Origin of the sequence: Hoeflea sp. AS16 (assembly GCF_038900095.1) — a bacterium.
Classification (GTDB): domain Bacteria; phylum Pseudomonadota; class Alphaproteobacteria; order Rhizobiales; family Rhizobiaceae; genus Hoeflea.
The window spans coordinates 174,413-199,554 of the sequence record NZ_JBBMQQ010000005.1 but is presented as its reverse complement, the minus strand read 5'-3'; the positions used below and the strand labels follow the sequence as shown (position 1 = coordinate 199,554).

Sequence of the window (25,142 nt, the reverse complement as noted above, 5' to 3'; positions counted from 1 at the left end):
ATCGAAATGCCTCAGAACTCAACCAGGCGCTCAACCAAACAGATCAGCGGCGAGGATATCGTCGTCGAGACCGCGTGGCTTTACTACCACGACGGGCTCAACCAGAGCGAAATAGCCAACCGGCTGCTGGTCTCGAGGGCCACTGTGGTGAATTATCTGCAGGAAGCCCGCGAACGCGGTTACATCCACACGAAATTGTCCCCCGAAGCCTTTAACACCCATCGCGCCGCGCTGGAACTGCGTGACCGCTTCGGTCTCAAGGCCGCCTATATCCTGCCCGATGGCACCGGCGGCCAGGACGACCATGCAAGCCGCATCATACGCGGCGCTGCGGACTGGCTGCCAAGCCTGCTCGAGCCCGGCGACCGGCTCGGCGTTGCCTGGGGCAAGACCATCTACGATGTCGCCGAGCGCCTGGAACAGACCACCATTGCCGATCTCACCGTGCTGCAGCTGGTCGGCTCGATGGCCACGCCCTACGGCTTTTCAGCCGACGTCTGCTCCTCCAACGTGGCGCGCAAGTTTTCCGCCAAGTGCATCAACCTGCATGTGCCGGCGATCCTGAGCACGGCCGAGATTGCAGCCACCCTGCGTGCGGAATCGCTGATCGCGAAGCAACTCGACGCCATCAGCGCCTGCAACAAGACGCTGTTTGCCGTCGGCTCGTGCAATCCCGACAGCCATGTCGCCTCAAGCGGGGTCGCCACCTCGAAAGAACTCGAGGACTATATCGCCAATGGCGCGGTCGGCGTGCTCTGCGGCCGGTTCATCGATGCAAAGGGCGATCCGGTCAGCGGTCCGCTGGATGACCGGATGATGGGTATCGAACTTGAGGAATTGCGCCACCGTGACATGGGAATCCTGGTCTCGGTGGGCGAGGAACGCGTGCCGGCGGCCGTTGCCGCCATCAGGGGCGGATATGCCACACACGTGGTCACCAACCAGAGCTGTGCCGCGGCGATGATGGAGCTTGCCTGAGCAGGTTCCCGCTCAGGCAAGCAAGGCTCAGGCGGCGCTGCGGCGCTCGGGAAACAAGCCCAGCAGACCTTCGCGGGTGGCTTCGGCGACACCGCGCTCGGTGATCAGGCCGGTGACCAGATGTGCCGGCGTCACATCGAATGCCGGGTTGCCGCCGGACGTGCCATCCGGGGAAATCTGCACCGAGGTGACGCTGCCATCTTCCAGACGGCCAAAGACATGGGTGACCTCGCGGTCGTCGCGTTCCTCGATCGGGATTTCACGAACACCGTCATCGACTGTCCAGTCGATCGTGCTTGAAGGAAGCGCCACGTAGAACGGCACATCATTGTCATGGGCTGCCAGCGCCTTGAGATAGGTGCCGATCTTGTTGCAGACATCGCCCGAAGCGGTTGTCCGGTCGGTGCCGACAATGACCATGTCGACCTGGCCATGCTGCATCAGATGCCCGCCGGCATTGTCGACGATGAGATGATGCGGAATGCCGTGGCTGTTCATCTCCCAGCTGGTAAGCTGGGCGCCCTGGTTGCGCGGACGGGTTTCGTCGACCCAGACATGGATGGGAATGCCGGCCTTGGCCGCGTGATACATCGGCGAAGTGGCAGTGCCCCAATCCACCGTTGCCAGCCAGCCTGCATTGCAATGGGTTAGAATGTTGACCGCTTCACCGGGCTTCTTGGTGGCGGCGATCTTGCTGATGATCTCAAGGCCATGAACACCGATCATCCGGTTGGTCTCGACATCGGCGTCACAGATCTCTTCCGCCTTGCGGAAGGCGGCTGCGGCGCGTTCGGTTTCGGGAAGGGCGGAAAGCACCTGGCGCATTTCATCGAGCGCCCAGCGCAGATTGACGGCCGTGGGCCGGGTTTCGTGCAGCCGCTCCCAGGCATTGTCGAGCGATGCATCGGAGGCATCGCGCTGCATTTCGATGGCGACGCCATAGGCTGCGGTAGCGCCGATCAACGGCGCACCACGCACCCACATGTCCCGGATCGCGGTGGTAAACTCATCCAGTGTGTGGAGCTCGACCACCCGGAACTCGTGCGGCAGCCAGCGCTGATCAATGATCATTACCCTGGCCTTCTCACCATCAAACCAGATCGACCGGTAATGCGTATCGCCAACCTTCATGCTTATGCTCCCGTTTCAGCGCGCCGCGCTGCAGCCAATACGGCATCCATGCCTGTCAGGCGATTTCTGTTGATGACCAGGAACTGGCCGAGCTTCAGGCACTTGGCCTCGCAATGGGCCTTGATGTCCTCGTCTTCGATGGTGTCGAGTTCGGCGACATGCGCCAGCCCCAGAATGCGGCGGTGCATTTCAATCCCGGCGAAGCCGACCAGATCGCGGAAGATCTCACCCAGCAGCGTTTCAGCTGCACTTTCGGAGGCGAAGTGGTGACCCTGGTCCTCGTAAAGCGCCTTGGGATAAAGGATGCCGGTGCGCTCGGTGCGCCACAGCCTGAGAAACTCCTCGCGGAAGACCGACCAGGTCTCCTCTATGACCGAGAGGATCCAGTCCTGGAAATCGGTGCAGGCATCTGCATCGGAAATGTGGGCCGGCATGGCATGATAGGCCATCAGGTAGTTGCCGATCAGCATGCCGATGTCGAAGCCGAACGGGCCATAGAAGGCAAACTCCGGATCGATGATGCGGGACTGGTTATCCGTCACCATGATCGAGCCGGCGTGCAAGTCGCCATGGCACATGGTTTCACCACGTGATGTGAAAGCCCGCTTCATATGCTGGACTTCGACCTTCAATGCCTCGTCGCGGCGCAGGTCGGCAACGATTCCATCGAGCTGCGGCGTGGTGTGCCGGTTCAACTCCGCATCGTAATAAGGATCGGTGAACACCAGCGTTTCGGTGATGTCGCACAGCTCGACATTGCCGGCGAACAGCGCCGCATCGGCTTTCTTCTCGCCCGCCACCATTGACAAATCCGACCCGCGAAATGCGGTGCGTGCAGCAAACAATCCCAAGGTTTTGCCCAGACCCGCAACCTTGCGCCCTTCCATGGTTTGCTGGCGCAGAATAATATGCGGCTGCAGGCGCTCCATGACGATCAGCGCCTGGCTTTCATCAAAGTGCAGGACCTTGGGAACGCTGCCCGGATCCCGCGCCTCCTGACGGATCAACGCATGGTATTCGAAGAACGCCCGCTTGAGCGGCAGCGGCCAGCTGTCCCCAACCAGGCGCACATAAGGAAGGGCCTGCTTGACAATGACACTGCCTGCATCGCCTTCCACAATAAAGACGAGGTTGAGATTGCCGTCACCGACTTCACGAACGGTCCAGGCATCGATATTGCCGCCCACCGACTGTTTCATGACGTCGAGCGCACCCAGGCGCTGCCCCAGCGTTTCCGGCGATAAAGGTTTGTAGTTGTTGCTCAAAACCATCCTCCCAAATGACAGTCGAGGCTGCGTATTGTGCAAGCCTAGTGTCCATATCAATCATTTGTCAATACGTATTGACTTTTGTCACCGCTGCTGTTTTCATCATAGCGGGAGGACAGCATGAACGGAACTCTTTGCGATCTGCGGGGCGTGGACAAGTCGTTCGGGGACAATCGTGTCCTCAAGCAACTCAACCTGTCGCTGCCTGCCGGATCCGTCACTGTGCTGATGGGCGCGAATGGTGCGGGCAAATCCACCCTGGTCAAGATCCTGAGTGGCGTGCACGCGCTGGACGCCGGTACCATCACGCTGCTCGGCAAGGATTTTCGCCCGTCCTCCCCTTCCGAAGCCATCCGTGCCGGCGTCGTTACCGTGCACCAGAACATCAATGACGGGGTGATCCCCGATCTCGATGTCGCTTCCAACCTGCTGATCGACCGGCTTGCCGAGCCAGGTTATGGCTTCTTTCTCAAGCGCAAGCAGAACTATGCAGATGCCGAGCGCATTGCCAGCCAGATGGGGCTGTCGCTGAATGTGCGCCAGTCAGTGGCCGAGCTTGGCGTTGCCGACCGGCAGCTGATCGCCATTGCCCGCGCCATGGCGCATGACCCGCAATTGCTCATTCTCGACGAACCAACATCATCGCTCTCGGCCTCGGAAGCCGAACGGCTGTTCCTGTTGATCGAGCGGTTGTCGGCCAAGGGTGTTGCGGTGCTCTACATCTCGCACCGCATGTCCGATATCCGGCGGATTGCCGACCGCATCGTGTCGATGCGCGACGGGGAAATCTCCGGCGTCTTCGAGGGCGAAGACCTCGACTATGAGGGCGCGGTCAATGCCATGCTCGGCCACCGGATGACCGATGCCGACATCACCATCGGTGCGCCGGGCAAACGGGTGCTCGACATCACCGGTCTGCGGTTGCGGACCGACAGCAAGCCATTCAATTTCAATCTGTGCGAAAACGAGGTCGTTGCCGTCACCGGACTGCTCGGCAGCGGCAAGAGCGCTTTCGCGCAAAGCCTTTTCGGACTGACCCGGCCGGAAGGCGGTCAAATCCGGATCGACGGCAATGACTTTTCGCCGACAAGTCCGCAGGCCGCCATTGCGCGCGGGGTCTTCATGTCGGCCAAGGACCGGGCCAACAATGCAGTGGTGGCCGATTTCGACATCACCCGCAACATCACCCTGCCCTTCCTCAGCCGCTACTCGAACCTGTCCTTCATCCGGCGTGCGGATGAGCGCAAGACCGCCAATGACATGATCGAGGCCCTGTCCATCGTCTGCCAGGGCGAGACCGATTCCATCGGCACGCTGTCGGGCGGTAACCAGCAGAAGGTGATGCTGGCGCGCTGGCTTGCCCAGGAATGCCGGTTGCTGCTGCTTGACGAACCTTTCCAGGGCGTCGACATCCGCGCCCGTCGGGACATCGGCCGCAAGATACGCGAAACCGCGAAGAGCCGGGCGACGCTGGTATTCGTCTCGGAACTCGACGAGGCGCTGGAAGTCGCCGACCGCATCATCGTCATGACCGAGCATTCGGTCGCGGCCGAATTCAGAAACGAAAACGTGGATCTCAACGAGATCCTGACCGCAGTAACCGGGGCCATGCCGGCAGATATCGGCAACGCCGCAAGGACAGCACACGCATGAGCATGAACGCAGACCAGACTGAAACTTCAGGCGCGGGTTCGCGCGCACCAAAACCGCAGCCGGCTTCCAGCGGGCTGATCGACATTGCCATCCGCTATGGCTTTCTGGCGCTTCTCGTCGGGCTGGTGATTTTCTTCTCGGTGTTTGCCAACGGCTTTGCCGGTCCGCGCAGTGCCGTGTTCATCTTCCAGTCGGTGGCGATCACAGGAATCCTGGCGCTGGGTGTAACCTGCACGCTGGTCGTCGGCGGATTCGACCTGTCGATCGGCTCAGTCGCCACTTCTTCGATGATGCTGGCGGCCTACATGATGGTGGTGCTGGAGCAGCCCGCCATCGTCGCCATCATTGCCTGCCTGGCAATGGGCGCCTTCATTGGCCTGATCAACGGCCTGTTGATCGTCAAGACCAAGGTGCCCGACCTCTTGGCGACGCTCGGCATGATGTTCCTGCTGGTAGGCCTGCAGCGAATTCCGACCGAAGGGCGGTCGATCGCCATGGGCATGAGCCTGCCGGACGGTACGACCGCCGAAGGCACCTTCTCGCCGCTGTTCTTGCAGCTTGGCCGTCACCGGTTCGACTTCATGCTCGAAAACCTGTTGCCCGCACCCGTCATTTTCCTGGTGGTCATCGGCATTCTGGTCTGGGTGTTCCTCGAACTCACCCGGCACGGACGGCTGATGTATGCGATCGGATCGAACGAGCGTGCAGCGAGTCTCACCGGAACCAACGTCAACCGTTACAAGATCCTCGCCTACATGATCTCGGGCGTTCTGGCCTCGATCGGCGGCATGCTGCTTGCCGCGCGTCTCGGACGCGGTGACATCGCCTCGGGCACCAATCTTTTGCTGGATGCGGTGGCGGCGTCGCTGATCGGCTTTGCGGTGCTGGGCGCAGCCAAGCCCAATGCCTTTGGCACATCCATGGGCGCACTCTTCGTCGGCATCCTGCTGCAGGGCCTGACGATGATGAACGCGCCCTATTACACCCAGGATTTCATCAAGGGGCTGGTGCTGGTCATCGCCCTTGTCTTCACCTTCTCGCTTTCGGCCCGAAAGGCCGGAGGCCACTAGCAAGACGAATGGTTTAACGGAGGAAAACAGCATGAAATTGATACGTAGAAAAGCCCTGGCCCTGTTCGCAGGCCTCGCGGCTGCAGCCGTCACCCTTCCCGCCGGTTTCGCGCAGGCCGCAGACATGCCGGCGCCGCTCGACAATCCCGGCGATGTGAAAATCGCACTGGTGCGCTATCTCTCCACCGGCGACTTCTTCCAGGCCTATCTTTCAGGTGTGGAAAAGCAGGCCGCGGCGCTCGGTGTGGATCTCCGGGTCCTCGACAGCCGCCAGGATGCCGCCCTGCAGGCCGACATGGTCGACCAGGCCATCGCGCTCGGCGTTGACGGAATCATCATCCAGCACGGCCTGACGGAATCGATGAAGGAAGCCGCGCAGCGTGCAGTCGATGCCGGCATCAAGGTCGTGGCGTTCGACGTCAATGTCGAGAACGACGCGATCCCGCAGATCGAACAGTCGGACTACCTGCTTGGCAAGCTGGCGCTGGAACAGGCGATCAAGGACAACGGCACCGAATGGAAGGCCGGCTATGTCTACGTGCCGGGCATCGCGCCCCTCGACCGCCGTCACGTGGCCTGGGAAGAAGTCAAGAAGGCCAATCCGGGCATCGTCGAGGCTGCGCAGATCGGAACGCTGGACAACCCGATCGCCAACTCGAACGCCAACCAGGCCCGTTCGGTGCTGCAGGCAAACCCGGACATCTCGGTGTTCTTCGCTCCCTATGACGAGTTCGCCAAGGGCGTGAAGATTGCCGTGGACGAAGCCGGCATGTCACAGGACGTGAAGATCTACTCGGCCGACGTCTCCACCGCCGACATCTCGGCAATGCGCGAACCTGACAGCGCATGGGCTGCGACTGTTGCAACCAACCCGGCCGTTGTCGGTGAAGTTTCGGTGCGCGCACTCGCCATCATGCTGACCGGCGGTGAGCCCGGTGCTCAGGTGGTTGTCCCGCCGACCCTGATCACGCAGGACTTCCTCGTCGAAAACGACATCAAGAACATGGAAGAACTGTCGGCCAAGATGCCGCAATTCGCCCATGCCGATGTCGCCATGACCGAGTGGATGCCGCTTCCGGCACGCTGATCCACATCCCTCCCAGGATGGCCAAGCCGCGTCTCCGGACGCGGCTTTTTTGTGCGCTCCGGCATGCGGACAAAAAAAGAGGCCGGTCTTTCGACCGAACCCCATAGTCTCCAGGACAGAGCTGTATTGATTACCCGGTGGTCAACCGGTCGACTGCATCGCGCATGGCGCGGACGGCATCGCCGATCGCGTCGCCGGCGCGCAGCAGGCTGCCGCCGAGCAGGAAGACCACATCCTCGCCATACATCGAGACCATGTCACCGGCGCGTTCGACACTCATGCCGCCACCGGGGCTCGGCATCATCGCGCGTCCAATTCCCTCAGGATCGCGGCAGGCACCGGCAATCGACAGGCATTCCTCGACGCTGAAGCCGAAACGGCCACCGACATTGGGGAACACCGAAATGTCAGATCCGGCCAGACGCTGGAACACCCCATACATAATGGCGTGCGACACACCGGTTTCCGGGGTGAGCACATAGGGACCGGTGAAACTCGGATGGGTCATGATCGGCAGGTCGAATGACGGATCACGGGCCAGCGCCTGTACCACGCCAAAGCCCATCAGTCCGGGCATCAAGAGGACACCACCGGCGCCGGCTTCCTTGGCCTGGAATGCTTCATCCACCGGAGATCCGGAATGTCCGGTCACGTTGACGATGTAGAGCGCAGAGCCACCGGACTTGGCGTTGGCATCGGCCACCGCGTCGCTGACCGCTTTCACGCGGTCTGCGAACGGCGCAAACTTCTGATTGGCGAGGCCGTGGTCATCCTTGATGATGTCGGCGCCACCCAGCGTGCAGCGGTAGGCGATCTCGGCAAGCTGCCTGACGCTCGATCCCTGCGGCTTGATCACCGGAGAGATCAGGCCACCCTTGGCCCTGCCCGAACGGGCACGTACCCCTTCGATGCCAAAACGTGGTCCGGCGAAGCGCTCGCGGATCACCGAGCCGGGTTCGAAGCCCGTCACACGGATGTTCTGCTGGATCGACGAGTTGCCGAAGATCACATTGATCAGCTGGATGACCTCGTCACCGGCGCTGTCGGGACTATAGGAAATCTCGGCCTCGTAGGCGCTGCCTGCGAGATGGCGAACGCCTTCGACCTGACCGACAATCTCATCGCTGATGTAGCCGGCGGGAACGATATCGCCGGGGATCTCGACCGTCTGCTCGAGCGCAATGCCAAGCGCCCGCTGATCGGCCTCCTGCGGGCTATCCGCAAGAAGCCGGTAGAGGACCCGGAACCGGGTGTCGGCAGCCATTCCTACAATGCCTCTGCCTTGACGGCGGAATGAACCGCATCGACACGGGCGCTGGCAAGGGCTTCCTCGTCAATGCCGGTGGATGCGCCAATGATGCGCTCGATGCCGCGCACCAGTGCTCCGGCATCAAGCCCGTAATGCTTCATCAGGTAACCGCGCGAACCGCCATGGGCGTAGGTGTCGTTGAGACCCAGACGCACCAGCGGTTTGCCAACGCCGTTGTCGGCCATGATCTCGGCAACGAGCGACCCGACGCCACCGGTGATGACGTGGTTTTCAAGCACGACAACGCCCTTGGAGACCGAGCCGATATGGTCGAGCAGTGCCTGCTCGTTGAAGGGCTTTATGGTGTGGATATGCAGGTGACGAATGGAGACGCCGGCATTGGACAACGCGTCGCGGGCTCGGAGCGCTTCCTCGGTGGCGATGCCGGAGGTGACCACCAGCACATCGGCGCCGGTTGCCAGTTCACGCATTTCGCCAACCTTGATCGGGGTGTCGAACAGGCGCGGCACCGAGCCGCGCAACACCCGGCAATAGACGGGACCGTCGATGGAATCGGCGGCTTCGCAGATGCTTTCAACCTCGGTGGCATCACCGGTTTCGAGGATCGACATGTTGGGGATCGAGCGCATCACCGCGACATCCTCGATCGCCTGGTGGGTCATGCCGCCGGGCGTGGTGATGCCGGGCAGGAACCCCATCAGGCGCACCTTGCGGCGCGGATAGGCGACCGAGGCCATCAGCTGGTCATAGGGCCGGCGATAGAGAAAGACGCCGAAGGAATGCAGGAACGGCCGGTAGCCGGCAAGGCCCAACCCGCCGGCGAAGCTCATCATGTTCTGCTCGGCCATGCCGAGAGACAGGAACTGGTCGGGGTGCCGGTCGCGGAAACCATCGATCTCGCAGGATGAGGTCAGGTCGGCTGACAGGCACAGCACATCGGGATGCTGGACGGCGTAGGCCTCGAAGGCCGACGCATAGGGGCGATTGACCATCTCAACCATCAGTGCGTCTCCAGTTCAATCGGGTCGATACCAAGTTCGGCGGCAATCGAGACATTCATCTCGGCACGCTCCTCCTCGGATTTGAAGCGGACGTAATGCAGCCGGGGAAAGCGTTTTTGCAGGAAGCTCATGCCCTTGATCGGCGAAGACCGGGCCAGGATGATCAGCGGCTGGCCTTCATGCGGCTCCTGTTTCGCCTGTCGCATGGCATCAAGATCATGGGCGTCGATTTCGACACAGACCGCGCCGAAGGCCCGGAACTTGGTGGCGATGTCACGCACTTCCATCACCGAATCCATCGCCCCGTCGCACTGCTGGTCATTGACATCCATCAGCGCCCAGAGATTGTCGATGCCGTGGTGCGCGGCAGCCTGAACAGCTTCCCAGGTCTGACCTTCCTGGACCTCGCCATCGGACATGAACACGCAGACCTGGCCGGTGTCTCCCCGCCGCTTGCGGCCGAAAGCGAGGCCTGCGCCGGTCGACAGGCCGATGCCCAGCGTGCCGTTGTGGACTTCCATGCCGGGCGAATGCTCGGCGCCGATCATCTCGACAGAGGAGCCGTCCTTGTTGAACATCTCGAGGCCTTCGGCATCCATGCGCCCGGTCTCGATCAGCGTTGCATAGGCAACCAGTGCATAATGGGCAGGCGCGATGAACAGGCGATCATACTGCGGCTCGAACGGGCCGTTGTAGCCGGCCCCGGTGACGTAATCGGGATTGTCGGCGGAAGGGACACCGGCGAAGGGCTTTGGCACAGCCGGCAGCACCGGTTCGCCGAGATTCAGGGCTTCATTGTAGAGGAACGCCAACTGCTCGGCGGCCGAACAAGCCTGACTGAGATATCCGCCATTGTTGCGCATCGAGTGCTCGAACACCCGTCTGCGGATCCCCATGGCTATGTCTTCTGTCGAACGTATGTTGCGCACATCTGCCTCCCTCATTCGGATCGACAATGTCCCGAGAATATACAAATGTCAACGGCATTGGCAAATGTACAAATTTTGCCGGAAGCGAACAGTGCGGCCATATGACAGAAGGCAAGCGCATCTGCATGCGACACCGGAAGGTGATGGCATTTGAAAGCCGGGATCGAAGGGCTGCATTTTGTGCGCCGCAAGACCGGGAGGATCGATTGACAGTCCAGCCGCGCCGATGCCGAGCGGTGACCGGGCTCAGGCGTTGATGGACACCGAGATCGCGGCAACAGTCACTCGGCGATCAGCAGTTCCACACCGCGGCGCTCGAATTCCTTGGCGTCAACGTCCGAAATTCCGTCATCGGTGATGAAGGAATGCACCAGTTCCAGAGCCCCGAGACGGGTGAACGAAGTGCGGTTGATCTTGGTTGAATCGGCCACGAGATAGACGTGGCTCGCCGCCTTGATCATGGCTTCCTTCAGTTGCAGGTCGGCAAAACTCGGATAGGTCAGCCCCGCATCCAGCGCCACACCGGCGGTTGCCAGGAACAGTTTCCCGGCAAAAATGCTGCGGAAATACTCAACCGACTTGTCGCCGGACAATGACAGCGTCGGGGCCTTGAACTGGCCGCCGGGCATGTGCACGGCAAAGCCCGGAACCGTGCCGAGGATCACCGCGATGTTGAGCGCATTGGTAATGACCGTGAGGTTCTTGCGCCCGCCAAGGCGTGTTGCAATCTCGGTCGTCGTCGTTCCGGCATCAAGGATCAGGGTTTCGCCATCGGCAACAAGGCTGGCGCCATAGGCGCCAATCTTGCGTTTCTTGTCCATGTTGACCTGATGGTGAAGGACAAAACCCGGCATCTGCCCGCGCATGGCGTTGAGAAAGGCACCGCCATGTTCGCGGGTGATGTGGCCTTCCTTTTCCAGACGTTCGAGATCCTGGCGGATGGTTGCTTCCGACACCTGGAAGGCCGCAGACAGATCACGGACGCGGGCAGAGCCCTCCTCCTCGATCCACTCAAGGATACGGCGACGGCGCGGCTCGGACAGCAGGCCGGCCATGTTTCCGTTGCGTTCAGTATCCGGTTGTTCCTGCAAGCCGTAACTCCTTGATACCGGTCATTCGCCGCGAATGAACGTATGACTACCTCACTTAGTTTCAAACACCTGCAAGAGCAACAACCCAGCCAAACTTCACACAATTCAGCCGCTACTTGCTCAGGGCAACCTCCTGGGCGAGTGCCACCCGCGCCTGCAGCCTGCTTTGCGCCTGGTCGATGACCACAGCGGCGATAATGACAAGACCCTTGACGACCATCTGCCAGAAGGAAGAGACCCCCATCATCACCAGACCGTCGGACAGAATGCCGATGACGAAGGCGCCGATGATGGTGCCGGCAATCCGCCCACGCCCGCCTGACATCGAGGTTCCGCCCAGAACTGCAGCGGCGATGGCGTTGAGCTCGAAGAACTCGCCCGTGGCCGGATGAGCGGCCCGAAGCTGCGACGCGATGATCAGGCCGACGATTGCAGCCATCAGGCCGGCAAACATGTAGACGAACATCTTCACCCGGTTCACCCGGACGCCGGACAGGGCAGCACCACGCTCATTGCCGCCCGTTGCATAGATCTGCCGCCCGAGCGGCGTCCTGCTGGCGATGTAGGCAGCGCCAAGTGCAACCGCGATCAGCATCCAGATCATCACCGGCAGGCCGAGGAAATTGCCGGTCCCGATCAGCGGGAATGTATCCGAGCCATATTCGGGATTGCCGTTGAGGTTGGGAAAGGTGCGGCCGCCGGAAAACAGCAGTGCTGCACCACGGGCGACATAGAGCATGCCGAGCGTCGCAATGAACGGCGCCACATTGAGCCTGGTTATCAGGATGCCGTTGATCCAGCCGACAAACACACCGGCCAGGCAGACGATCGCGGCGATCTCAAACGTGTTGAACTGGATCGACCATCCAAGCCCGACATCGATGCCGTTGAGCACCAGCCAACCGGCCACCATGCTGGTCAGTCCGACCACCGAGCCGACAGAAAGATCGATGCCGCCGGTGATGATGACGAAGGTCATCCCGATCGCCAGGAAGGCGTTGATCGCCACGTGCTTGGAGACAAGTATGGCGTTGGCTGTGCTCAGGAAGTTCGGCGCCATGACCGAAAAGAACGCCAGCACCAGCAGCAGCGCCACGAAGGTGCGCGCCTTGAGCAACAGCAAAAGCCAATTTGTGTTGGATCCGGATTTCGCCGGGGCGCTCTCACTCATCAACGTCATGATACCAAGTCCTTGTTCTTGCTTTTGGCACTGGCCGGGGTCGCGGCGGCGATCACTTCGGCCGCGTTTGCGTCCCGGCCGAATTCACCGCTGATGCGGCCGTCAGCCAGCACGATGATCCGGTCGGAGAGCGCCAGGACTTCCTCGAGATCGGAGGTCACGAAGATGATCCCGATTCCCTCGGCTGCCAGATTCCGCATCTTGTGGTAGATCTCGGCCTTGGCACCGATGTCGATGCCGCGCGAGGGCTCGTCCATCAACAGCACCTTTGGCCCGGTCATCAGCGCCTTGCCGATGACCACCTTCTGCTGATTGCCGCCTGACAGCGACGAAATCGGATTGTCCGGGCTCGCCACCTTCACCGTCATCCGCTTGATGAATTCGGCGGCCCGTGCCGCCTCCTTGCGCAAGCTGAGGTGAAAGCCTGTGGTGAACTGGACAAGTGACGACAGGGTTATGTTCTCGCGCACCGACATGATCTGGATCAGGCCGTCACGCTTGCGGTCCTCGGGCACCAGCGCGATGCCACGGGCGATGCGGCCAGCCACGTGTTTTTCCCGCATCTCCTCGCCATCGACAAAGAAGTGACCCCTGGCCTCCGGGTGCTGCGCCATGATGCATTCGAGAAACTCGGAGCGGCCGGCGCCCATCAATCCGTAAAGACCGAGGATTTCTCCCGCGCGAACGGTCAGGGACACGTGATCGACCATGTAGCCACCGCCCATCTTGGGCAGCGCGATGTCTTCGGCGCGGAAGACTTCGCGGCCGAACTCATGGCCCAGCGACTGCGAGAAATCCTTGGATTTTTCACCAATCATGGCCTGCACGATCCAAGGGATATCAACCCCCTCCATCGAGCGCGAACCGGTGATCTGGCCATCGCGCAGAACCGTGATGTAATCGCCGACGCGGATCAGTTCCTCAAGCCGGTGCGAAATGTAGACGATGCCGACGCCCTGGGCCTTCAGCTCGTCGATGATGCGGAACAGCACCTCGACCTCGGCCGCGGAAAGCGCCGATGTCGGCTCGTCGAGGATCAGGATCTTTGCATCCTGAGCCAGCGCCTTGGCGATCTCGACGATCTGCTGCTGGCCGATCCTGAGGTGGCCGAGCGTGGTGTTGGGATCTATGTCCTGCTCGAGCCGGTGCATCAGCACCCGCGTGCGCTCCTCGACGCTGGCGCTGTCGATGTCCACGCCGAAGCGAAGCGGTTCACGGGCCATGAACACGTTTTCACTGACGCTCATGTCCGGGAACAGGTTGAGTTCCTGGAAAACGATGCCGATGCCGTTGGCCACGGCATCGTCCTTGGTGCGGAAGACGACCGGACGGCCATCGACCTTGATCTCGCCCCCGGTCAGGGTTTCGACGCCGGCGATCACCTTCATCAAGGTCGACTTGCCGGCTCCATTTTCACCCACGAGCACGTTGACCGCGCCCATGCGGATGTCGAAATCCACATCCTTGAGCGCCACGGTGCCGGGATAGACCTTGGTGGCGCCACGGATGGTCAGCCCAACCGGATGTGTCCCGTCGATCTTTGCCGCCAGGTTCATGGCGTCACTTCCACGCTGATCGGGGTGACGACAATCGGCTCGTCCGACTTCTTGAGCGGGACCACGCCGGTGAACGCCATCGAGCGGCCGATCAGGTCCCCCTCGGGCAGTTCCACCATGGCCGAGATGCGGTCATTGAGCGCGCGGCCGAGCTTGGCAAACTCGATCTGGTCGCGAAAATCATCAAAATTGTAAAATGGCGCTATGTCTCGCAACGCGTTGCCACGGATCACCGGACCAAGCTGAATGGTCAGGTCCGCGGACCCATCGCCATCCATGTCCAGGCCGGCAACCCTTGCACGCGTGTCGAGTTTCGCCGAGACGATGACACCCTTGTCCGCTACTGCAAAGTTCCAGGCAGCCCCCTGCCCGGACCCGCGGTTTCCGTGGGTCTTTCCGGCTTCATCCAGGCCGGTGGCGAGTGCCGCCCTGAAGGCGGGGAAAGTCAGTGCCCTGTCGCGCACATAGGGCAGAAGTTGTGTTTGAAAGGTATCGGTGATGCGCTGCTCGGTGCGGACATTGTCGCCACTGGCGCCGGCAGACACAGCCTTCTCTCCCTCAGGCGGGTTCATAACCAGCTTGCAACCGGGGAGACTGAATGCGGCAACGGCACAAAGGGCCAGGATCGTTTTGCGGGTCATGTTGCTCTCTGGCGTAAAAATTTGAAATGCAGCGCGGGAGACGGTCAACCGGCTCCTTGCCATTTCATATCCGGTCCATCGGCGGCAGTCGCATAAACCAAAACCGGAGCGCGGATACCCGCGCCCCGGCTGGAGTATGCAGCGCCTTAGTTGGACAGAGCAAATGTCTCAAGCTTGGAAGCGTTGTCGCCGTTGATCAGCACGCAATCCATCAGCTGCTTTTCATCGAGGCCGGTCGAGCCGGTCTTGATGTACTGGTCCGCCTGCGTGACAGCCAGCTGCGCCTGCTGGTAGGCAGGCTGCAGCACGGTGGCCTTGATGCCACCGGCAAGGATCGAGTCCCGCACATCGTTGGAGCCGTCGAAGCCAACGACGATCACGTCATTCTTGCCGGCCGCCTCGAGTGCAGCGCGCGCACCCATTGCCATGGTGTCGTTGCCGGAAATCACGCCCTTGATGCCAGGATTGGCCTGGAGCATGGATTCCATCACGGTGTAGGCTTCGGTCTGCGACCAGTTTGCAGTCTGGCGGGCGACCATCTTCAGATCCGGATACTGGTCGATGACGTCATGGTAGCCCTGGCTGCGGATACCGGCATTGGTGTCGGATTCCTTGCCAACGAGTTCGGCGTATTCGCCTGCTTCACCCATGAGCTTGACGAACTCTTCGGCGCCAAGCTGGGCACCCTGGTAGTTGTTCGACACGATCTGCGAGACGGCAACGCCGGTGGCGGTGATTTCGCGGTCGATGAGGAATGACGGGATACCGGCATCCTTGGCTTTCTGCACAGCCGCGACAGAAGCGTCGGCGCCAGCATTGTCGAGGATGATTGCGGACACCCCGGCTGCAATGGCGCTGTCGAACAGTTCGGACTGCTTGTTGGCGTCATCGTCGTGCACGAGCACCATAGTGTCGTAGCCGAGTTCCTTGGCCTTGGCGGCAGCACCGTCAGCCTCGGCCTTGAAGAACGGGTTGTCATGGCTTGGGGTGATGATGGCAATGGTGGCCGCCGAAGCAGCGAAGCCGGTTGCGGCGCCAAACACGCCCATGGCCATAGCGGTAATAAGCAAACGTCTCTTGATATTCATGATGTAACCTCCCTTGAAAATCACACCCCCTCCGGGCGCAACTTCTAGGCGGGAATTCGGCATTAATTTTTGGTTATTGTCAATATTTATTTCGTTTGATGCGCTTTTAACTGAAGATTCGATCCGATTCAAAACCCAGGAAAATCACGCGAAACCCATTTTTATCATTAATTTACAGCACCTTAATATGCAAAACAGCAACTCCCCTCGCAGAATCGCCCGGACCTAAGAGTCGCCTACCAACATCATCGCTTGCTTCAAAACGCACTATTCGTTACCATTCGAAAACATACGAAAGTCATCGCTCTCTTGTAGCGGTGACGTTCGCGCCGACATGACGGTATCGGGAGGACCAGATGACACGGACTGTAAACCGCAGGATTTCGCTTGGCGTGGTGATTGGAAGTCGCGCCTTCTTCAGTCCGGCTCCATGCATAGACGCACGCACACAAGTGCTGGCGCAACTGGAAAAACTTGGCGTCGACGCAGTCATCCTGCCTGTTGATGCGACCGACAACGGTGCTGTCCAGTCAATTCCGGATGCCAAGCTGTATGCGGAGCACTTCAAGAAGCACCGGGACAACATCGATGGCCTGGTGATCTGCCTGCCCAATTTCGGCGACGAGATTGCCATTGCAGAACTGATCAACCGCACCAAACTCGATGTGCCGATCCTGCTTCAGGCTTCCAATGACGAATTGGACAAGGTGGATGTGCATTCCCGCCGGGATGCGTTTTGCGGCAAGCTCTCGGTTGCCAACAATTTCTGGCAGTACGGCGTCCCGTTCACCGAAACGACCAACCACACCTGCGACATCGACAGCGATGAATTCCTCGGGGACCTGGACCGTTTCTCCCGGGTTTGCCGAACCGTCTATGGTTTGCGGAATGCCCGCGTCGGCGCGATTGGCGCGCGGACCGCGCCATTCCAGACCATGCGGTTTTCCGAAAAGCTGCTGCAGCAGTCCGGGATCACCGTGGTGACGGCCGACCTGTCCGAACTCATCGGGGCCGCGGAAGCCATCAAGGATGGAGACGGCGATCTTGTCGCGGGACTGGAGCGGATCCGCAATTACGGCCGCATTCCCAAGCATATCCGCGAAGAGCAGGTGCTCAAGCAGGCGAAATGGACGCTGGCGGTGAACCGCTGGATTGCGGAGAACGAATGCGACGCCTCGGCGATCCAGTGCTGGCGCTCGCTTCAGGACAATTTCGGCTGCGCCACGTGCCTGACCATGTCGATGATGGGCGAGGACCTGGCACCATCGGCCTGCGAAGTCGATGTGATGGGCGCGGTGTCGATGTATGCGCTGACGCTGGCCTCCAGCGCGCCGGCGGCGATCCTCGACTGGAACAACAATTACGCCGACCATGTCGACAAGTGCGTCTGCACCCATTGCGGCAACTTCCCCAAGAGCTTCCTTGGCACCACGCCCGAAATCGGCGAACTGGACGTGCTCGGTGAGGTCATTGGCCGCGAGAAGTGCTTCGGCGCCGTCAAGGGCAAGGTGCAGGCGGGCAACATGACCTATTTCCGGCTCTCGTCGGATGACCGCAACGGCATGCTCAAGGCCTATGTGGGCGAAGGGGAATTCACCGACGATCCCTTCGGCATGGACGGCGGCATTGCCGTCACCAAGGTTGAACGGCTGCGCGACCTGATGCGGTTCGTCACCCAGAACGGGTTCGAGCACCACGTGGCAATGGTGCGTGGCCATTATGGCGATGTCGTCAACGAGGCCATCACCCGCTATCTCGGATGGCCCTCCTATCACCACAACGGCACGCCCGAACCACAGCTCTTCTTTCCAAACCGCAAGTGAGACAGGCGTATGACCCACGCACTGAAAACCGATAATTCCGACGCGCTGATCCGCGACAAGGCCCTGTGGATGCGGCAGCAAGCCATGAAGATGGTCTACGCCAAGCAGCTTGGTCATCTCGGCGGGGATTTCTCGGCAATCGACGTCCTGGCCACACTCTATTTCGGCGTGCTGCGCTACGACACCGCGCGACCCGACTGGGCTGACCGGGACAGGTTCGTGATGTCGAAGGGCCATGCTACCGGTGCGCTCTACACGGCACTGGCTGCTGCGGGATATTTTCCCAAAGACTGGCTCGACACCTATATGGGCCACCACTCGAAGCTCAACGGCCACCCGAACCGCCAGTATCTGCCGGGCGTTGAAACCAACACCGGGCCACTTGGCCACGGTTTTCCCGTTGCGCTCGGCATTGCGATTGCCGGCCAGATCACCGGGGCAGACTACCGCACCTATGTGCTCACCGGCGACGGCGAGCAACAGGAAGGGTCAAACTGGGAAGCGGCAATGACCGCAGGCCACCGCAAGGTCAAGAACCTGACGCTGATCGTTGACCGCAACCGCCTGCAGCAGGGCGCACGGACCGAAGAAACCAACGGGCTCGACCCGCTCGATGACAAGTACCGTGCCTTCGGCTGGGACGTTGTCGAAATTGACGGCCATGACTACGGTCAGTTGCTGCAAACGCTCGGCGCACCCGTGGGTGATCGTGTGAAACCGCTCTGCGTGATTGCCAACACGGTCAAGGGCAAGGGTGTATCGTTCATGGAAAATCAGGCGAAATGGCACCATGGCGTGCCGAACGCAGAGCAATTCGCTCAAGCAATGAAGGAACTGGTCTAATGGCTGTCGCTGCAGCAACCACCGCCCCGGGTTTTGACTGCCGAAAGGCATGGGCCGAGACCCTTGAAGGCCTTGCCGCGACCGATGAGCGAATTGTGGTCGTCGTCAACGATTCTGTCGGCTCGTCCAACCTTGGCGGCTTCCAGGGAAAATTCCCGGATCGCACGATCAATGTCGGGATCGCCGAACAGAACATGGTCGGCGTGGCGGCCGGCCTGGCCAATGGCGGCAGGATTCCGTTCGTTTCGGCCGCGTCGTGTTTTCTAACCGCGCGGGCGCTTGAGCAAATCAAGGCGGATGTTGCCTATGCGGGGTTCAACGTCAAACTGGTCGGACAGTCATCCGGCATCGCCTATGGCGAACTTGGCGCCACCCATCATTCGATCGAGGATTTCACCTGGTTGCGCGCACTTGGCCCGATCACCGTGATCGCGCCCTGCGATGCGTGGGAAACCGCCGAGGCGGTCAAATGGGCCGCAGCCCACGAGGGGCCGGTCTATCTGCGGCTTTCGCGGATGAAGGTTCCTACACTGGATTTGCCTGACCGCGCATTCACTCCGGGCAAGGCGGAACTGCAAAGAGCCGGCAGCGATGTGACCATCATCGCCAACGGGACAACGGTTCATCTTGCCATAGAGGCGGCGGAAACATTGTCTGAGGAAGGCATTTCTGCCCGCGTTCTCAACATGCACACGATTGCGCCGCTCGACAGCGACGCGGTGACGGCCGCGGCAAAAGAAACCGGGGCGATCGTCACCGTCGAGGAAGCGCTCGATCGCGGCGGGCTTGGCGGCGCCGTTGCGGAATGCACATCGGCAACCCATCCTGTTCCGGTTCAGAGAGTGGGATTCCCCGGGTTCATGCCGACGGGATCGGTTGCCAGCTTGTTCGAGGAATTCGGCTTGAGCCGGGAAGGCATTGCCAGCGCCGCCCGGATTGCCATCAACCGCAAGGGAGCCTGATTTATGCTTGTCCTGGCAATCGATCAGGGAACCACGAACACCAAGGCCCTGGTGGTTGACGAGAGAGGTCATATCCACGCGCACGCCTCGTCTCCTTCGAGTACGGAGTATCCGCAGCCCGGTTGGGCCGAACAATCGGCCACAGGCATATGGGACGACACACGATCGGTGATCGATGCGGTTGCGGCACAGATGAGCGGCCGCAGCATCGACGCGATCGCCATCTCGAACCAGCGCGAGACCATCGTGGCGTGGGATGCGGAAACCGGCAAGCCCGTCGGCCCGGCGATCTTGTGGCAATGCAGCCGCACAGCGCCCGAATGCGCGGCACTGATTGCAGCAGGGCACAATGAAACCGTGGAAGCGGCGACGGGCCTCGGGATCAACCCGATGTTTCCTGCTTCCAAGCTCGCCTGGATCCTGAAGAACAGGCCGGAAGCGCAGGACCTGCTCGACAAGGGCCGGTTGCGCACCGGCACGGTTGACAGCTGGCTGTTGTGGAACCTCACCGGCGGGGCGGATTTTGCCACCGATCACTCCAATGCCTCGCGCACGCAGTTGTTCGACACCCAGACGCTGGAGTGGAGCCGCGAACTGGCGGAGATCTTCGGGACACCGACTTCCTGCCTTCCCGATCCACGGCCTTCCGACAGCCGGTTCGGTGAGACGGTTGCCGCAGCGACCTCGCTGCCTGCGGGCGTCCCCATCATGGCGATGCTGGGAGACAGCCATGCGGCACTGTACGGCCACGGCGTCCGCCGTCCCGGCACGGTCAAGGCAACCTATGGCACCGGCTCCTCGCTGATGACGCTGACCCCGAAGCGGGTCGCCTCCAGCCATGGCCTGTCAGGTACCATCGCCTGGACCGACAAATCCGGCACGGCCTACGCCCTTGAGGGCAACATTCTGGTCTCGGCACAAGCGGCGGCGTTTATCGCGGGCCTCTTGGGGATTGGTGACGCGGGCAAGCTTTCCGATCTTGCGCAAACCGTGGATTCGGCAAACGGGGTTACCTTCGTTCCGGCCCTGTCGGGACTGGGTGCACCGCACTGGAACGACCATGCGACAGGCACAGTGGCCGGCATGACCCACGGCACCAAACCGGCGCATGTGGCGCGGGCCACATTCGAAGCCATTGCCATGCAGATCACTGACGTGTTCGAGGCGATGCAGTCCGATGTCGGCGAACGGCTTGTCGGCCTGAGAACAGACGGCGGAGCCTCGTCAAATGCGTTTCTGATGCAATTGCAATCGGATTTCCTGCAGCGTCCTGTGGAAAGCGCCGTGGTCGAAGAGGTCAGCGCCCTGGGCGCGGCCGCGATGGCTTTCCGGGCGCTCGGACAGGAGTGGCGTCCGGACACGCGCAGCAAACGCTACGAGCCATGGATGCCCGCAGAGACTGCCGGCGCCATCCGCGCCACCTGGCGTGACGCCATCCGGCGGGCCTGCAGCTGATACCTGGATTTCAGGGATTGCAGCCCGAGGAGTGCTTCAGGCAGCTCGCGCGGACTTATCGCTAGAAGCCAACTCCGGACGGCAGATTCTCGCGGAAGAAGATATCCATCCCCAACCCGCTTCCCGCCTGACCGGACCGAAGTTGTTCCGGCGGCGCACAAAGCAGGCTTATCGCGGTTGAGAGAATGGTGTCGGGATTGCTGTTGATGACCGCATCCATGGTGCCATCGATCAGAAACTTGCGGGTGTCGGAGGTCAATCCGTGGCCGATGAACAGCACGTCGCTGGCCCTGTTGCGTTCCACAAGTGCCCGGGCGATGCCGTTGGAGGATCCTCCGACATTGTAGATCCCGATCAGATCGGGATGCTGCTCAAGCAGCGAGATGGCGTGTCGGTAATTCTCGCCGGCGTCGTCGTGCCCCTCGCGCACGCCAACCACGCGCAGATCCGGGTACATTTCCTCAAGCAGTGCCAGAAAGCCGGCTTCGCGCTCGGAATGGGTGCGGTAGTTGCGCGAACCCGCCACCAGCGCCAGGCTGCCGCTGGTGCGCTTGCTGAAGCGGGCCAGCAGCATGGCGGCGGTGCGTCCGGCAGAATGGTTGTCGAGCCCGACATAGCCCATCCGCGCCGGGTGCGGCAGGTCGGACACGATGGTCACGACCCGGGTTCCCGCCAAGGTCACGGCCTCGACCGCCTCGCGCACTTCCGGGTGGTCGATCGCCATGAAGGCAATGCCGTCGGCCCAGGCCGCATGGTGGCGAAGTGCGGCGGCCAGCGCACGGGCGTTGAAACTCTCGATGAAAATGCAACGGATCGAAGGCGCGTCGCGCCCCTTGGCTGCAGCCCGGACACGGAGTTTCTCGCCGAGCAGGCGCAGATAGGGATTGGCGCCGGCGGGCAACAGGAACACGATGTTCGGCGGCCGCGGCGTGGCGATCAGCTCCGATTCCTCGAGGGTCAGGAAACCGAGTTCAAGGGCAGCCTTGAGCACCCGCTGGGTCGTGCGCTGCTTGACCCCCTTGCGCCGGTTCAAGACACGGTCCACCGTCGCCATCGACACGCCGGCGGCAGCGGCGACGTCGGTCATCTGGGGTGCACGGCTGTCCGGAAGGGCTTGCTTCGACACATCAAAAACCATCATTTAATCGAGTTTGACGCACCAATTATCTATTCCTATCCTCCTGTCAAGCTTCGTGTTTGTGGGAAAAACGAGGTTGTTCGAGGTGTCATACACCTCAAAACAAATCATGGGAGGTCACTATGACAGAACGCAAATCATTCATTCGCTCAACCGAAATTACCCGCCGGACAGCACTCGGCATGGGTCTTGGCGCAGGCGCCATGGCATTGCTGCCAGGCTCTGCGCAGGCCGCACCTTCGCTGACGCTGCGCTACGGCCACAACAATGAACCGGCCTCGGTTGCAGGTGCCCAGGCAGACTGGTTCGCCGAAGCACTCGGCAAGTCCTCGGGTGGCGACATCGCAGTCGAGGTGTACCCGGCTTCGCAGCTCGGCAAGCTGCAGGAACTGGCTGAAGCCGTTTCGCTCGGCAGCATCGCGCTTTCGCACAACACCGCCGGCGGCATCGGCTCGCTCTACGCACCGTTCGCAGCACTCGACACGCCCTATCTCTACCGCGATGTCGACCACCTGCTGAAGGTCACCGATGTCAATTCGCCGGTGATGCAGGAACTCAATGAAGGCCTGATCGCGGCTGCCAATGTGCGCGTGATCTATGCCCACTATTTCGGCCGCCGCAACCTGACGGCCAACAAGGCAGTCTACTCGCCTGCCGATCTCGCCGGCGTCAAGATCCGCGCCGTGCCGTTCCCGATCTACACCACGGCCGTTGAAGGCATGGGCGCCGTAGCCGTCCCGGTTGACTGGTCGGAGGTTCCGACTGCACTTGCCACCGGCGTCGTTGCCGGCCAGGAAAATCCGGTCAACGTGGTGCTTTCGGTCAAGCTTTATGACGTGCAATCGCACCTGATGCTGACCGGCCACATGTCCAACGCCGAAATGGTGGTGATGAACGAGGATGCCTGGCAGGGCCTCTCCCCTGAGCAGAAGCAGGCTGTTACCACCGCTGCAGAAGAGACCCGGATCAAGGCGACCAATGCCATCCTCGACAAGGAAGGCAGCGAAACCGATCAACTGCGCGAGCTCGGCATGACCGTGATCGGCGAGGACGAAGGCCTCAAGCTCGAGGAATTCCGCACATCGGTCAAGGCGCTGGTCGACGAACGCTTTGGCGAGAAGTATGGCGACCTTTATGCCAAGATTGCCGCTGTAAACTGATCGTTGCAGCGGGAGGGATGGGGATGCCCCGTCAACACACCACAAAGAGCCGCGCCGTGATGGCGCGGCTGACCGATGCGAGCATTAGTGTCAGCATCGGCATGCTTGCCCTGATGGCCGCCCTGGTGGCCGTCCAGGTGGTGGCGCGCAACATGTTCGATCTCGGCCTGCCCTGGGCTGACGAACTGGCGCGGTTCTGCGGCATCGGCCTGGTGTTTCTTTCCATACCAAGCCTGGTGATCCGCCATCTGATGGTGGCTGTGACAATCGTGCCCGACATGATGGACAGTGTCTCGCGCCGCGTCCTGCATGTCGCCTCTGAACTGGCGACGCTGAGCTTTGCCGGGTTTACGCTCTGGGGCTTTGCTGCGTTCCTGCCGCGGGCCGGCAAATTCCTGACCCCGGCCATGGGCATGCCCAACTGGGGATATTACGCCCCGGCGCTGATCGGCACCGTTCTTATCGTGTTCGCCGCCATCTTCCGCATTTCCGATATCATCCGCGGCCCCGATATGGCCGACAAGGGCATGATCGCATGAGCCTGATCCTCCTCGGCATATTCCTGGCGCTGCTTTTGTGCGGTGCGCCGGTTGCGGTCTCGCTGGGGCTTTCCTCGGCCATCGTCATTGTTTCAAACAACCTGCCGGTTTCGGTGCTGGCGCAGCGTGCACTCAATGCACTCGATTCCTCGCCCCTGCTTGCCGTGCCCCTGTTCATCCTGGCTGCGAACCTGCTCAATGCCATGGGCGTGACCACACACCTGTTCGATCTTGTCCGCCTGCTGCTCGGCCGCATCCGCGGCGCGGTTGCGCAGGTCAGCGTGCTGGTCAGCCTGATCTTCTCCGGGATCTCCGGCGCAGCCCTTGCCGACATCGGTGCGCTTGGCGCGGTGCAGATCAAGCAGATGAAGGCGCAGGGCTACCGCGAGGATTTCGCCGCCGGCCTGACGATTGCGGCCGCCACCATCGGCCCGATCTTTCCGCCCTCGATCCCGATCATCATCTATGCCAGCGTTGCCAACGTCTCGGCGGTGAAGCTGCTGGTCGCAGGCATTATCCCCGCCCTGTTGCTGACCGTGCTACTGATGGTCCAGGTGGCGATCATGGCCCGGGTCAAGGGCTTGCCGCGCGACACCGTGCGCCCAACGGCAAAGGCTGTTGTCTCCAAGTTCGTCATTTCATTCCCGGCCCTGATGGCGCCGGTGCTGCTGATCGGCGGCCTGCTGAGCGGATACTTCGGCCCGACCGAAGTGGCAGGCGTCACGGTTGCCTATGCCTGCCTGATCGGTGTCTTCATCTACCGCACCTTGACGCTTTCCAAGATGGTTGCCTGCCTGCGCGAAACCGTGGAGGCGACCGCCAACATCCTGTTCATCGTCTCGGCCGCGGCGCTGTTTGCCTGGGTGCTGACGCTTGACCGGGTGCCGATGATCGCCAGCCAGCTGCTGCTTGGACTGACCGATGATCCCTTCCTGCTGTTGCTGCTGGTCAACATATTGCTGCTGGTCGTCGGCATGGTGCTCGAATCCATCGCCGCCATCCTGATCATCGCGCCGATCATTGCTCCGGCGCTGACCATGGCCGGCGTCGATCCGCTGCAGCTTGGCATCGTCTTCGTGCTCAACCTGATGATCGGGCTGCTGACGCCGCCGGTCGGGATGAGCCTGTTCATGGTTTCCATCGTCACCAAGATCCCGGTGCCGGTTGTCATTCGCGGCGTGCTGCCATTCCTGGCGCCGCTGCTTCTCGCGCTGATTGTTGTCTCGGCCGTTCCGGCCATTTCAACCTGGCTTCCCAATTATCTTTTGAAATGAGGCAG

Annotated in this window: 22 protein-coding genes; 11 read left to right on the top strand and 11 right to left on the bottom strand. The window is 61.2% G+C overall.

The genetic code is table 11. The features are described from left to right. The first annotated feature begins 6 nt into the window (after window positions 1-6). Window positions 7-978: a sugar-binding transcriptional regulator gene (locus WNY80_RS14875; protein WP_342888174.1), complete on the top strand. Its 972-nt coding sequence runs from the start codon at window positions 7-9 to the stop codon at window positions 976-978. A 27-nt stretch (window positions 979-1,005) separates the two neighbouring features. Here the strand turns inward: WNY80_RS14875 and mtnA are convergent, their stop codons facing one another. Both mtnA and mtnK read right to left on the bottom strand, forming a co-directional pair. Then, window positions 1,006-2,109: an S-methyl-5-thioribose-1-phosphate isomerase gene (gene mtnA, locus WNY80_RS14870; RefSeq protein ID WP_342888173.1), complete on the bottom strand. Its 1,104-nt coding sequence runs from the start codon at window positions 2,107-2,109 to the stop codon at window positions 1,006-1,008. A 2-nt stretch (window positions 2,110-2,111) separates the two neighbouring features. Then, entirely contained in the window at window positions 2,112-3,380 is a 1,269-nt protein-coding gene (gene mtnK / locus WNY80_RS14865; protein ID WP_342888172.1) for an S-methyl-5-thioribose kinase, read from the bottom strand. 117 nt (window positions 3,381-3,497) lie between these two features. Here mtnK and WNY80_RS14860 point away from each other — a divergent pair, with 117 nt between their 5' ends. Genes WNY80_RS14860 through WNY80_RS14850 form a run of 3 tightly spaced genes read left to right on the top strand, consistent with a single transcriptional unit; the run spans window position 3,498 to window position 7,187 of the window. Then, complete coding sequence (locus tag WNY80_RS14860) at window positions 3,498-5,030, top strand: sugar ABC transporter ATP-binding protein (protein WP_342888171.1); 1,533 nt, start codon at window positions 3,498-3,500, stop codon at window positions 5,028-5,030. Next, window positions 5,027-6,100 (top strand): ABC transporter permease, encoded by a 1,074-nt coding sequence (locus WNY80_RS14855; protein WP_342888170.1) that lies wholly within the window; start codon window positions 5,027-5,029, stop codon window positions 6,098-6,100. The genes WNY80_RS14860 and WNY80_RS14855 overlap by 4 nt, the downstream gene beginning before the upstream one ends. A gap of 31 nt (window positions 6,101-6,131) precedes the next feature. Beyond that, the gene (locus tag WNY80_RS14850) at window positions 6,132-7,187 is read left to right on the top strand and encodes a substrate-binding domain-containing protein (protein ID WP_342888169.1); all 1,056 of its coding nucleotides are present in this window, start codon (window positions 6,132-6,134) and stop codon (window positions 7,185-7,187) included. A gap of 130 nt (window positions 7,188-7,317) precedes the next feature. Here WNY80_RS14850 and WNY80_RS14845 read toward each other — a convergent pair whose 3' ends face one another. The 8 genes from WNY80_RS14845 to WNY80_RS14810 all read right to left on the bottom strand — a co-directional run bounded on the left by WNY80_RS14845 (window position 7,318) and on the right by WNY80_RS14810 (window position 15,943). Further along, a complete protein-coding gene (locus WNY80_RS14845) occupies window positions 7,318-8,451 on the bottom strand; it encodes a RuBisCO large subunit C-terminal-like domain-containing protein (protein WP_342888168.1) in 1,134 nt (377 codons plus the stop codon). A 2-nt stretch (window positions 8,452-8,453) separates the two neighbouring features. Then, a complete protein-coding gene (locus WNY80_RS14840; RefSeq protein WP_342888167.1) occupies window positions 8,454-9,458 on the bottom strand; it encodes a transketolase C-terminal domain-containing protein in 1,005 nt (334 codons plus the stop codon). Beyond that, a complete protein-coding gene (locus tag WNY80_RS14835) occupies window positions 9,458-10,387 on the bottom strand; it encodes a thiamine pyrophosphate-dependent enzyme (RefSeq protein ID WP_342888166.1) in 930 nt (309 codons plus the stop codon). Before WNY80_RS14835 ends, WNY80_RS14840 begins: the two co-directional genes overlap by 1 nt. A 281-nt stretch (window positions 10,388-10,668) precedes the next feature. Beyond that, window positions 10,669-11,478, bottom strand: a complete 810-nt coding sequence (locus WNY80_RS14830; protein WP_342888165.1) for a DeoR/GlpR family DNA-binding transcription regulator — start codon at window positions 11,476-11,478, stop codon at window positions 10,669-10,671. A 112-nt stretch (window positions 11,479-11,590) separates the two neighbouring features. Further along, window positions 11,591-12,658, bottom strand: coding sequence for an ABC transporter permease (locus tag WNY80_RS14825; RefSeq protein ID WP_342888164.1), 1,068 nt, complete (start codon window positions 12,656-12,658; stop codon window positions 11,591-11,593). Beyond that, window positions 12,655-14,214, bottom strand: coding sequence for a sugar ABC transporter ATP-binding protein (locus tag WNY80_RS14820; protein ID WP_342888163.1), 1,560 nt, complete (start codon window positions 14,212-14,214; stop codon window positions 12,655-12,657). The genes WNY80_RS14825 and WNY80_RS14820 overlap by 4 nt, the downstream gene beginning before the upstream one ends. After that, a complete protein-coding gene (locus WNY80_RS14815) occupies window positions 14,211-14,855 on the bottom strand; it encodes a DUF2291 domain-containing protein (protein WP_342888162.1) in 645 nt (214 codons plus the stop codon). Before WNY80_RS14815 ends, WNY80_RS14820 begins: the two co-directional genes overlap by 4 nt. Window positions 14,856-15,001: 146 nt before the next feature. Further along, entirely contained in the window at window positions 15,002-15,943 is a 942-nt protein-coding gene (locus tag WNY80_RS14810) for a D-ribose ABC transporter substrate-binding protein (protein ID WP_342888161.1), read from the bottom strand. 356 nt (window positions 15,944-16,299) lie between these two features. Here WNY80_RS14810 and WNY80_RS14805 point away from each other — a divergent pair, with 356 nt between their 5' ends. From WNY80_RS14805 to WNY80_RS14790, 4 genes are read left to right on the top strand one after another with little or no spacing between them, the layout of a single operon-like run. Next, window positions 16,300-17,766: a fucose isomerase gene (locus WNY80_RS14805; RefSeq protein ID WP_342888160.1), complete on the top strand. Its 1,467-nt coding sequence runs from the start codon at window positions 16,300-16,302 to the stop codon at window positions 17,764-17,766. A gap of 9 nt (window positions 17,767-17,775) precedes the next feature. After that, entirely contained in the window at window positions 17,776-18,609 is an 834-nt protein-coding gene (locus WNY80_RS14800; protein WP_342888159.1) for a transketolase, read from the top strand. Further along, window positions 18,609-19,571 carry a transketolase C-terminal domain-containing protein gene (locus tag WNY80_RS14795; protein WP_342888158.1) on the top strand — a complete coding sequence of 321 codons (963 nt, stop codon included), beginning with the start codon at window positions 18,609-18,611 and terminating at the stop codon, window positions 19,569-19,571. Before WNY80_RS14800 ends, WNY80_RS14795 begins: the two co-directional genes overlap by 1 nt. Window positions 19,572-19,574: 3 nt before the next feature. Continuing rightward, on the top strand, window positions 19,575-21,026 hold the full coding sequence (locus WNY80_RS14790; RefSeq protein ID WP_342888157.1) for an FGGY-family carbohydrate kinase: 1,452 nt from the start codon (window positions 19,575-19,577) through the stop codon (window positions 21,024-21,026). A 61-nt stretch (window positions 21,027-21,087) separates the two neighbouring features. Here WNY80_RS14790 and WNY80_RS14785 read toward each other — a convergent pair whose 3' ends face one another. Next, window positions 21,088-22,113: a LacI family DNA-binding transcriptional regulator gene (locus tag WNY80_RS14785; protein ID WP_342888156.1), complete on the bottom strand. Its 1,026-nt coding sequence runs from the start codon at window positions 22,111-22,113 to the stop codon at window positions 21,088-21,090. A gap of 173 nt (window positions 22,114-22,286) precedes the next feature. Here WNY80_RS14785 and WNY80_RS14780 point away from each other — a divergent pair, with 173 nt between their 5' ends. The 3 genes from WNY80_RS14780 to WNY80_RS14770 are packed head-to-tail and all read left to right on the top strand — an operon-like array spanning window position 22,287 to window position 25,137. Next, the gene (locus WNY80_RS14780; protein ID WP_342888155.1) at window positions 22,287-23,324 is read left to right on the top strand and encodes a TRAP transporter substrate-binding protein; all 1,038 of its coding nucleotides are present in this window, start codon (window positions 22,287-22,289) and stop codon (window positions 23,322-23,324) included. Between the two features lie 23 nt (window positions 23,325-23,347). Beyond that, a complete protein-coding gene (locus tag WNY80_RS14775; protein ID WP_342888154.1) occupies window positions 23,348-23,863 on the top strand; it encodes a TRAP transporter small permease subunit in 516 nt (171 codons plus the stop codon). Then, complete coding sequence (locus tag WNY80_RS14770; RefSeq protein WP_342888153.1) at window positions 23,860-25,137, top strand: TRAP transporter large permease; 1,278 nt, start codon at window positions 23,860-23,862, stop codon at window positions 25,135-25,137. The genes WNY80_RS14775 and WNY80_RS14770 overlap by 4 nt, the downstream gene beginning before the upstream one ends. The last annotated feature ends 5 nt before the right edge of the window (window positions 25,138-25,142 follow it).

Coding starts and splice junctions, on each gene's coding strand:
- WNY80_RS14775 (WP_342888154.1), top strand. CDS start 23,348: ATGCCCCGTCAACACACCACAAAGAGCCGCGCCGTGATGGCGCGGCTG.
- WNY80_RS14855 (WP_342888170.1), top strand. CDS start 5,027: ATGAGCATGAACGCAGACCAGACTGAAACTTCAGGCGCGGGTTCGCGC.
- WNY80_RS14805 (WP_342888160.1), top strand. CDS start 16,300: ATGACACGGACTGTAAACCGCAGGATTTCGCTTGGCGTGGTGATTGGA.
- mtnK (WP_342888172.1), bottom strand. CDS start 3,380: ATGGTTTTGAGCAACAACTACAAACCTTTATCGCCGGAAACGCTGGGG.
- WNY80_RS14840 (WP_342888167.1), bottom strand. CDS start 9,458: ATGGTTGAGATGGTCAATCGCCCCTATGCGTCGGCCTTCGAGGCCTAC.
- WNY80_RS14815 (WP_342888162.1), bottom strand. CDS start 14,855: ATGACCCGCAAAACGATCCTGGCCCTTTGTGCCGTTGCCGCATTCAGT.
- mtnA (WP_342888173.1), bottom strand. CDS start 2,109: ATGAAGGTTGGCGATACGCATTACCGGTCGATCTGGTTTGATGGTGAG.
- WNY80_RS14860 (WP_342888171.1), top strand. CDS start 3,498: ATGAACGGAACTCTTTGCGATCTGCGGGGCGTGGACAAGTCGTTCGGG.
- WNY80_RS14780 (WP_342888155.1), top strand. CDS start 22,287: ATGACAGAACGCAAATCATTCATTCGCTCAACCGAAATTACCCGCCGG.
- WNY80_RS14820 (WP_342888163.1), bottom strand. CDS start 14,214: ATGAACCTGGCGGCAAAGATCGACGGGACACATCCGGTTGGGCTGACC.
- WNY80_RS14790 (WP_342888157.1), top strand. CDS start 19,575: ATGCTTGTCCTGGCAATCGATCAGGGAACCACGAACACCAAGGCCCTG.
- WNY80_RS14770 (WP_342888153.1), top strand. CDS start 23,860: ATGAGCCTGATCCTCCTCGGCATATTCCTGGCGCTGCTTTTGTGCGGT.
- WNY80_RS14795 (WP_342888158.1), top strand. CDS start 18,609: ATGGCTGTCGCTGCAGCAACCACCGCCCCGGGTTTTGACTGCCGAAAG.
- WNY80_RS14785 (WP_342888156.1), bottom strand. CDS start 22,113: ATGACCGACGTCGCCGCTGCCGCCGGCGTGTCGATGGCGACGGTGGAC.
- WNY80_RS14875 (WP_342888174.1), top strand. CDS start 7: ATGCCTCAGAACTCAACCAGGCGCTCAACCAAACAGATCAGCGGCGAG.
- WNY80_RS14825 (WP_342888164.1), bottom strand. CDS start 12,658: ATGACGTTGATGAGTGAGAGCGCCCCGGCGAAATCCGGATCCAACACA.
- WNY80_RS14810 (WP_342888161.1), bottom strand. CDS start 15,943: ATGAATATCAAGAGACGTTTGCTTATTACCGCTATGGCCATGGGCGTG.
- WNY80_RS14850 (WP_342888169.1), top strand. CDS start 6,132: ATGAAATTGATACGTAGAAAAGCCCTGGCCCTGTTCGCAGGCCTCGCG.
- WNY80_RS14845 (WP_342888168.1), bottom strand. CDS start 8,451: ATGGCTGCCGACACCCGGTTCCGGGTCCTCTACCGGCTTCTTGCGGAT.
- WNY80_RS14800 (WP_342888159.1), top strand. CDS start 17,776: ATGACCCACGCACTGAAAACCGATAATTCCGACGCGCTGATCCGCGAC.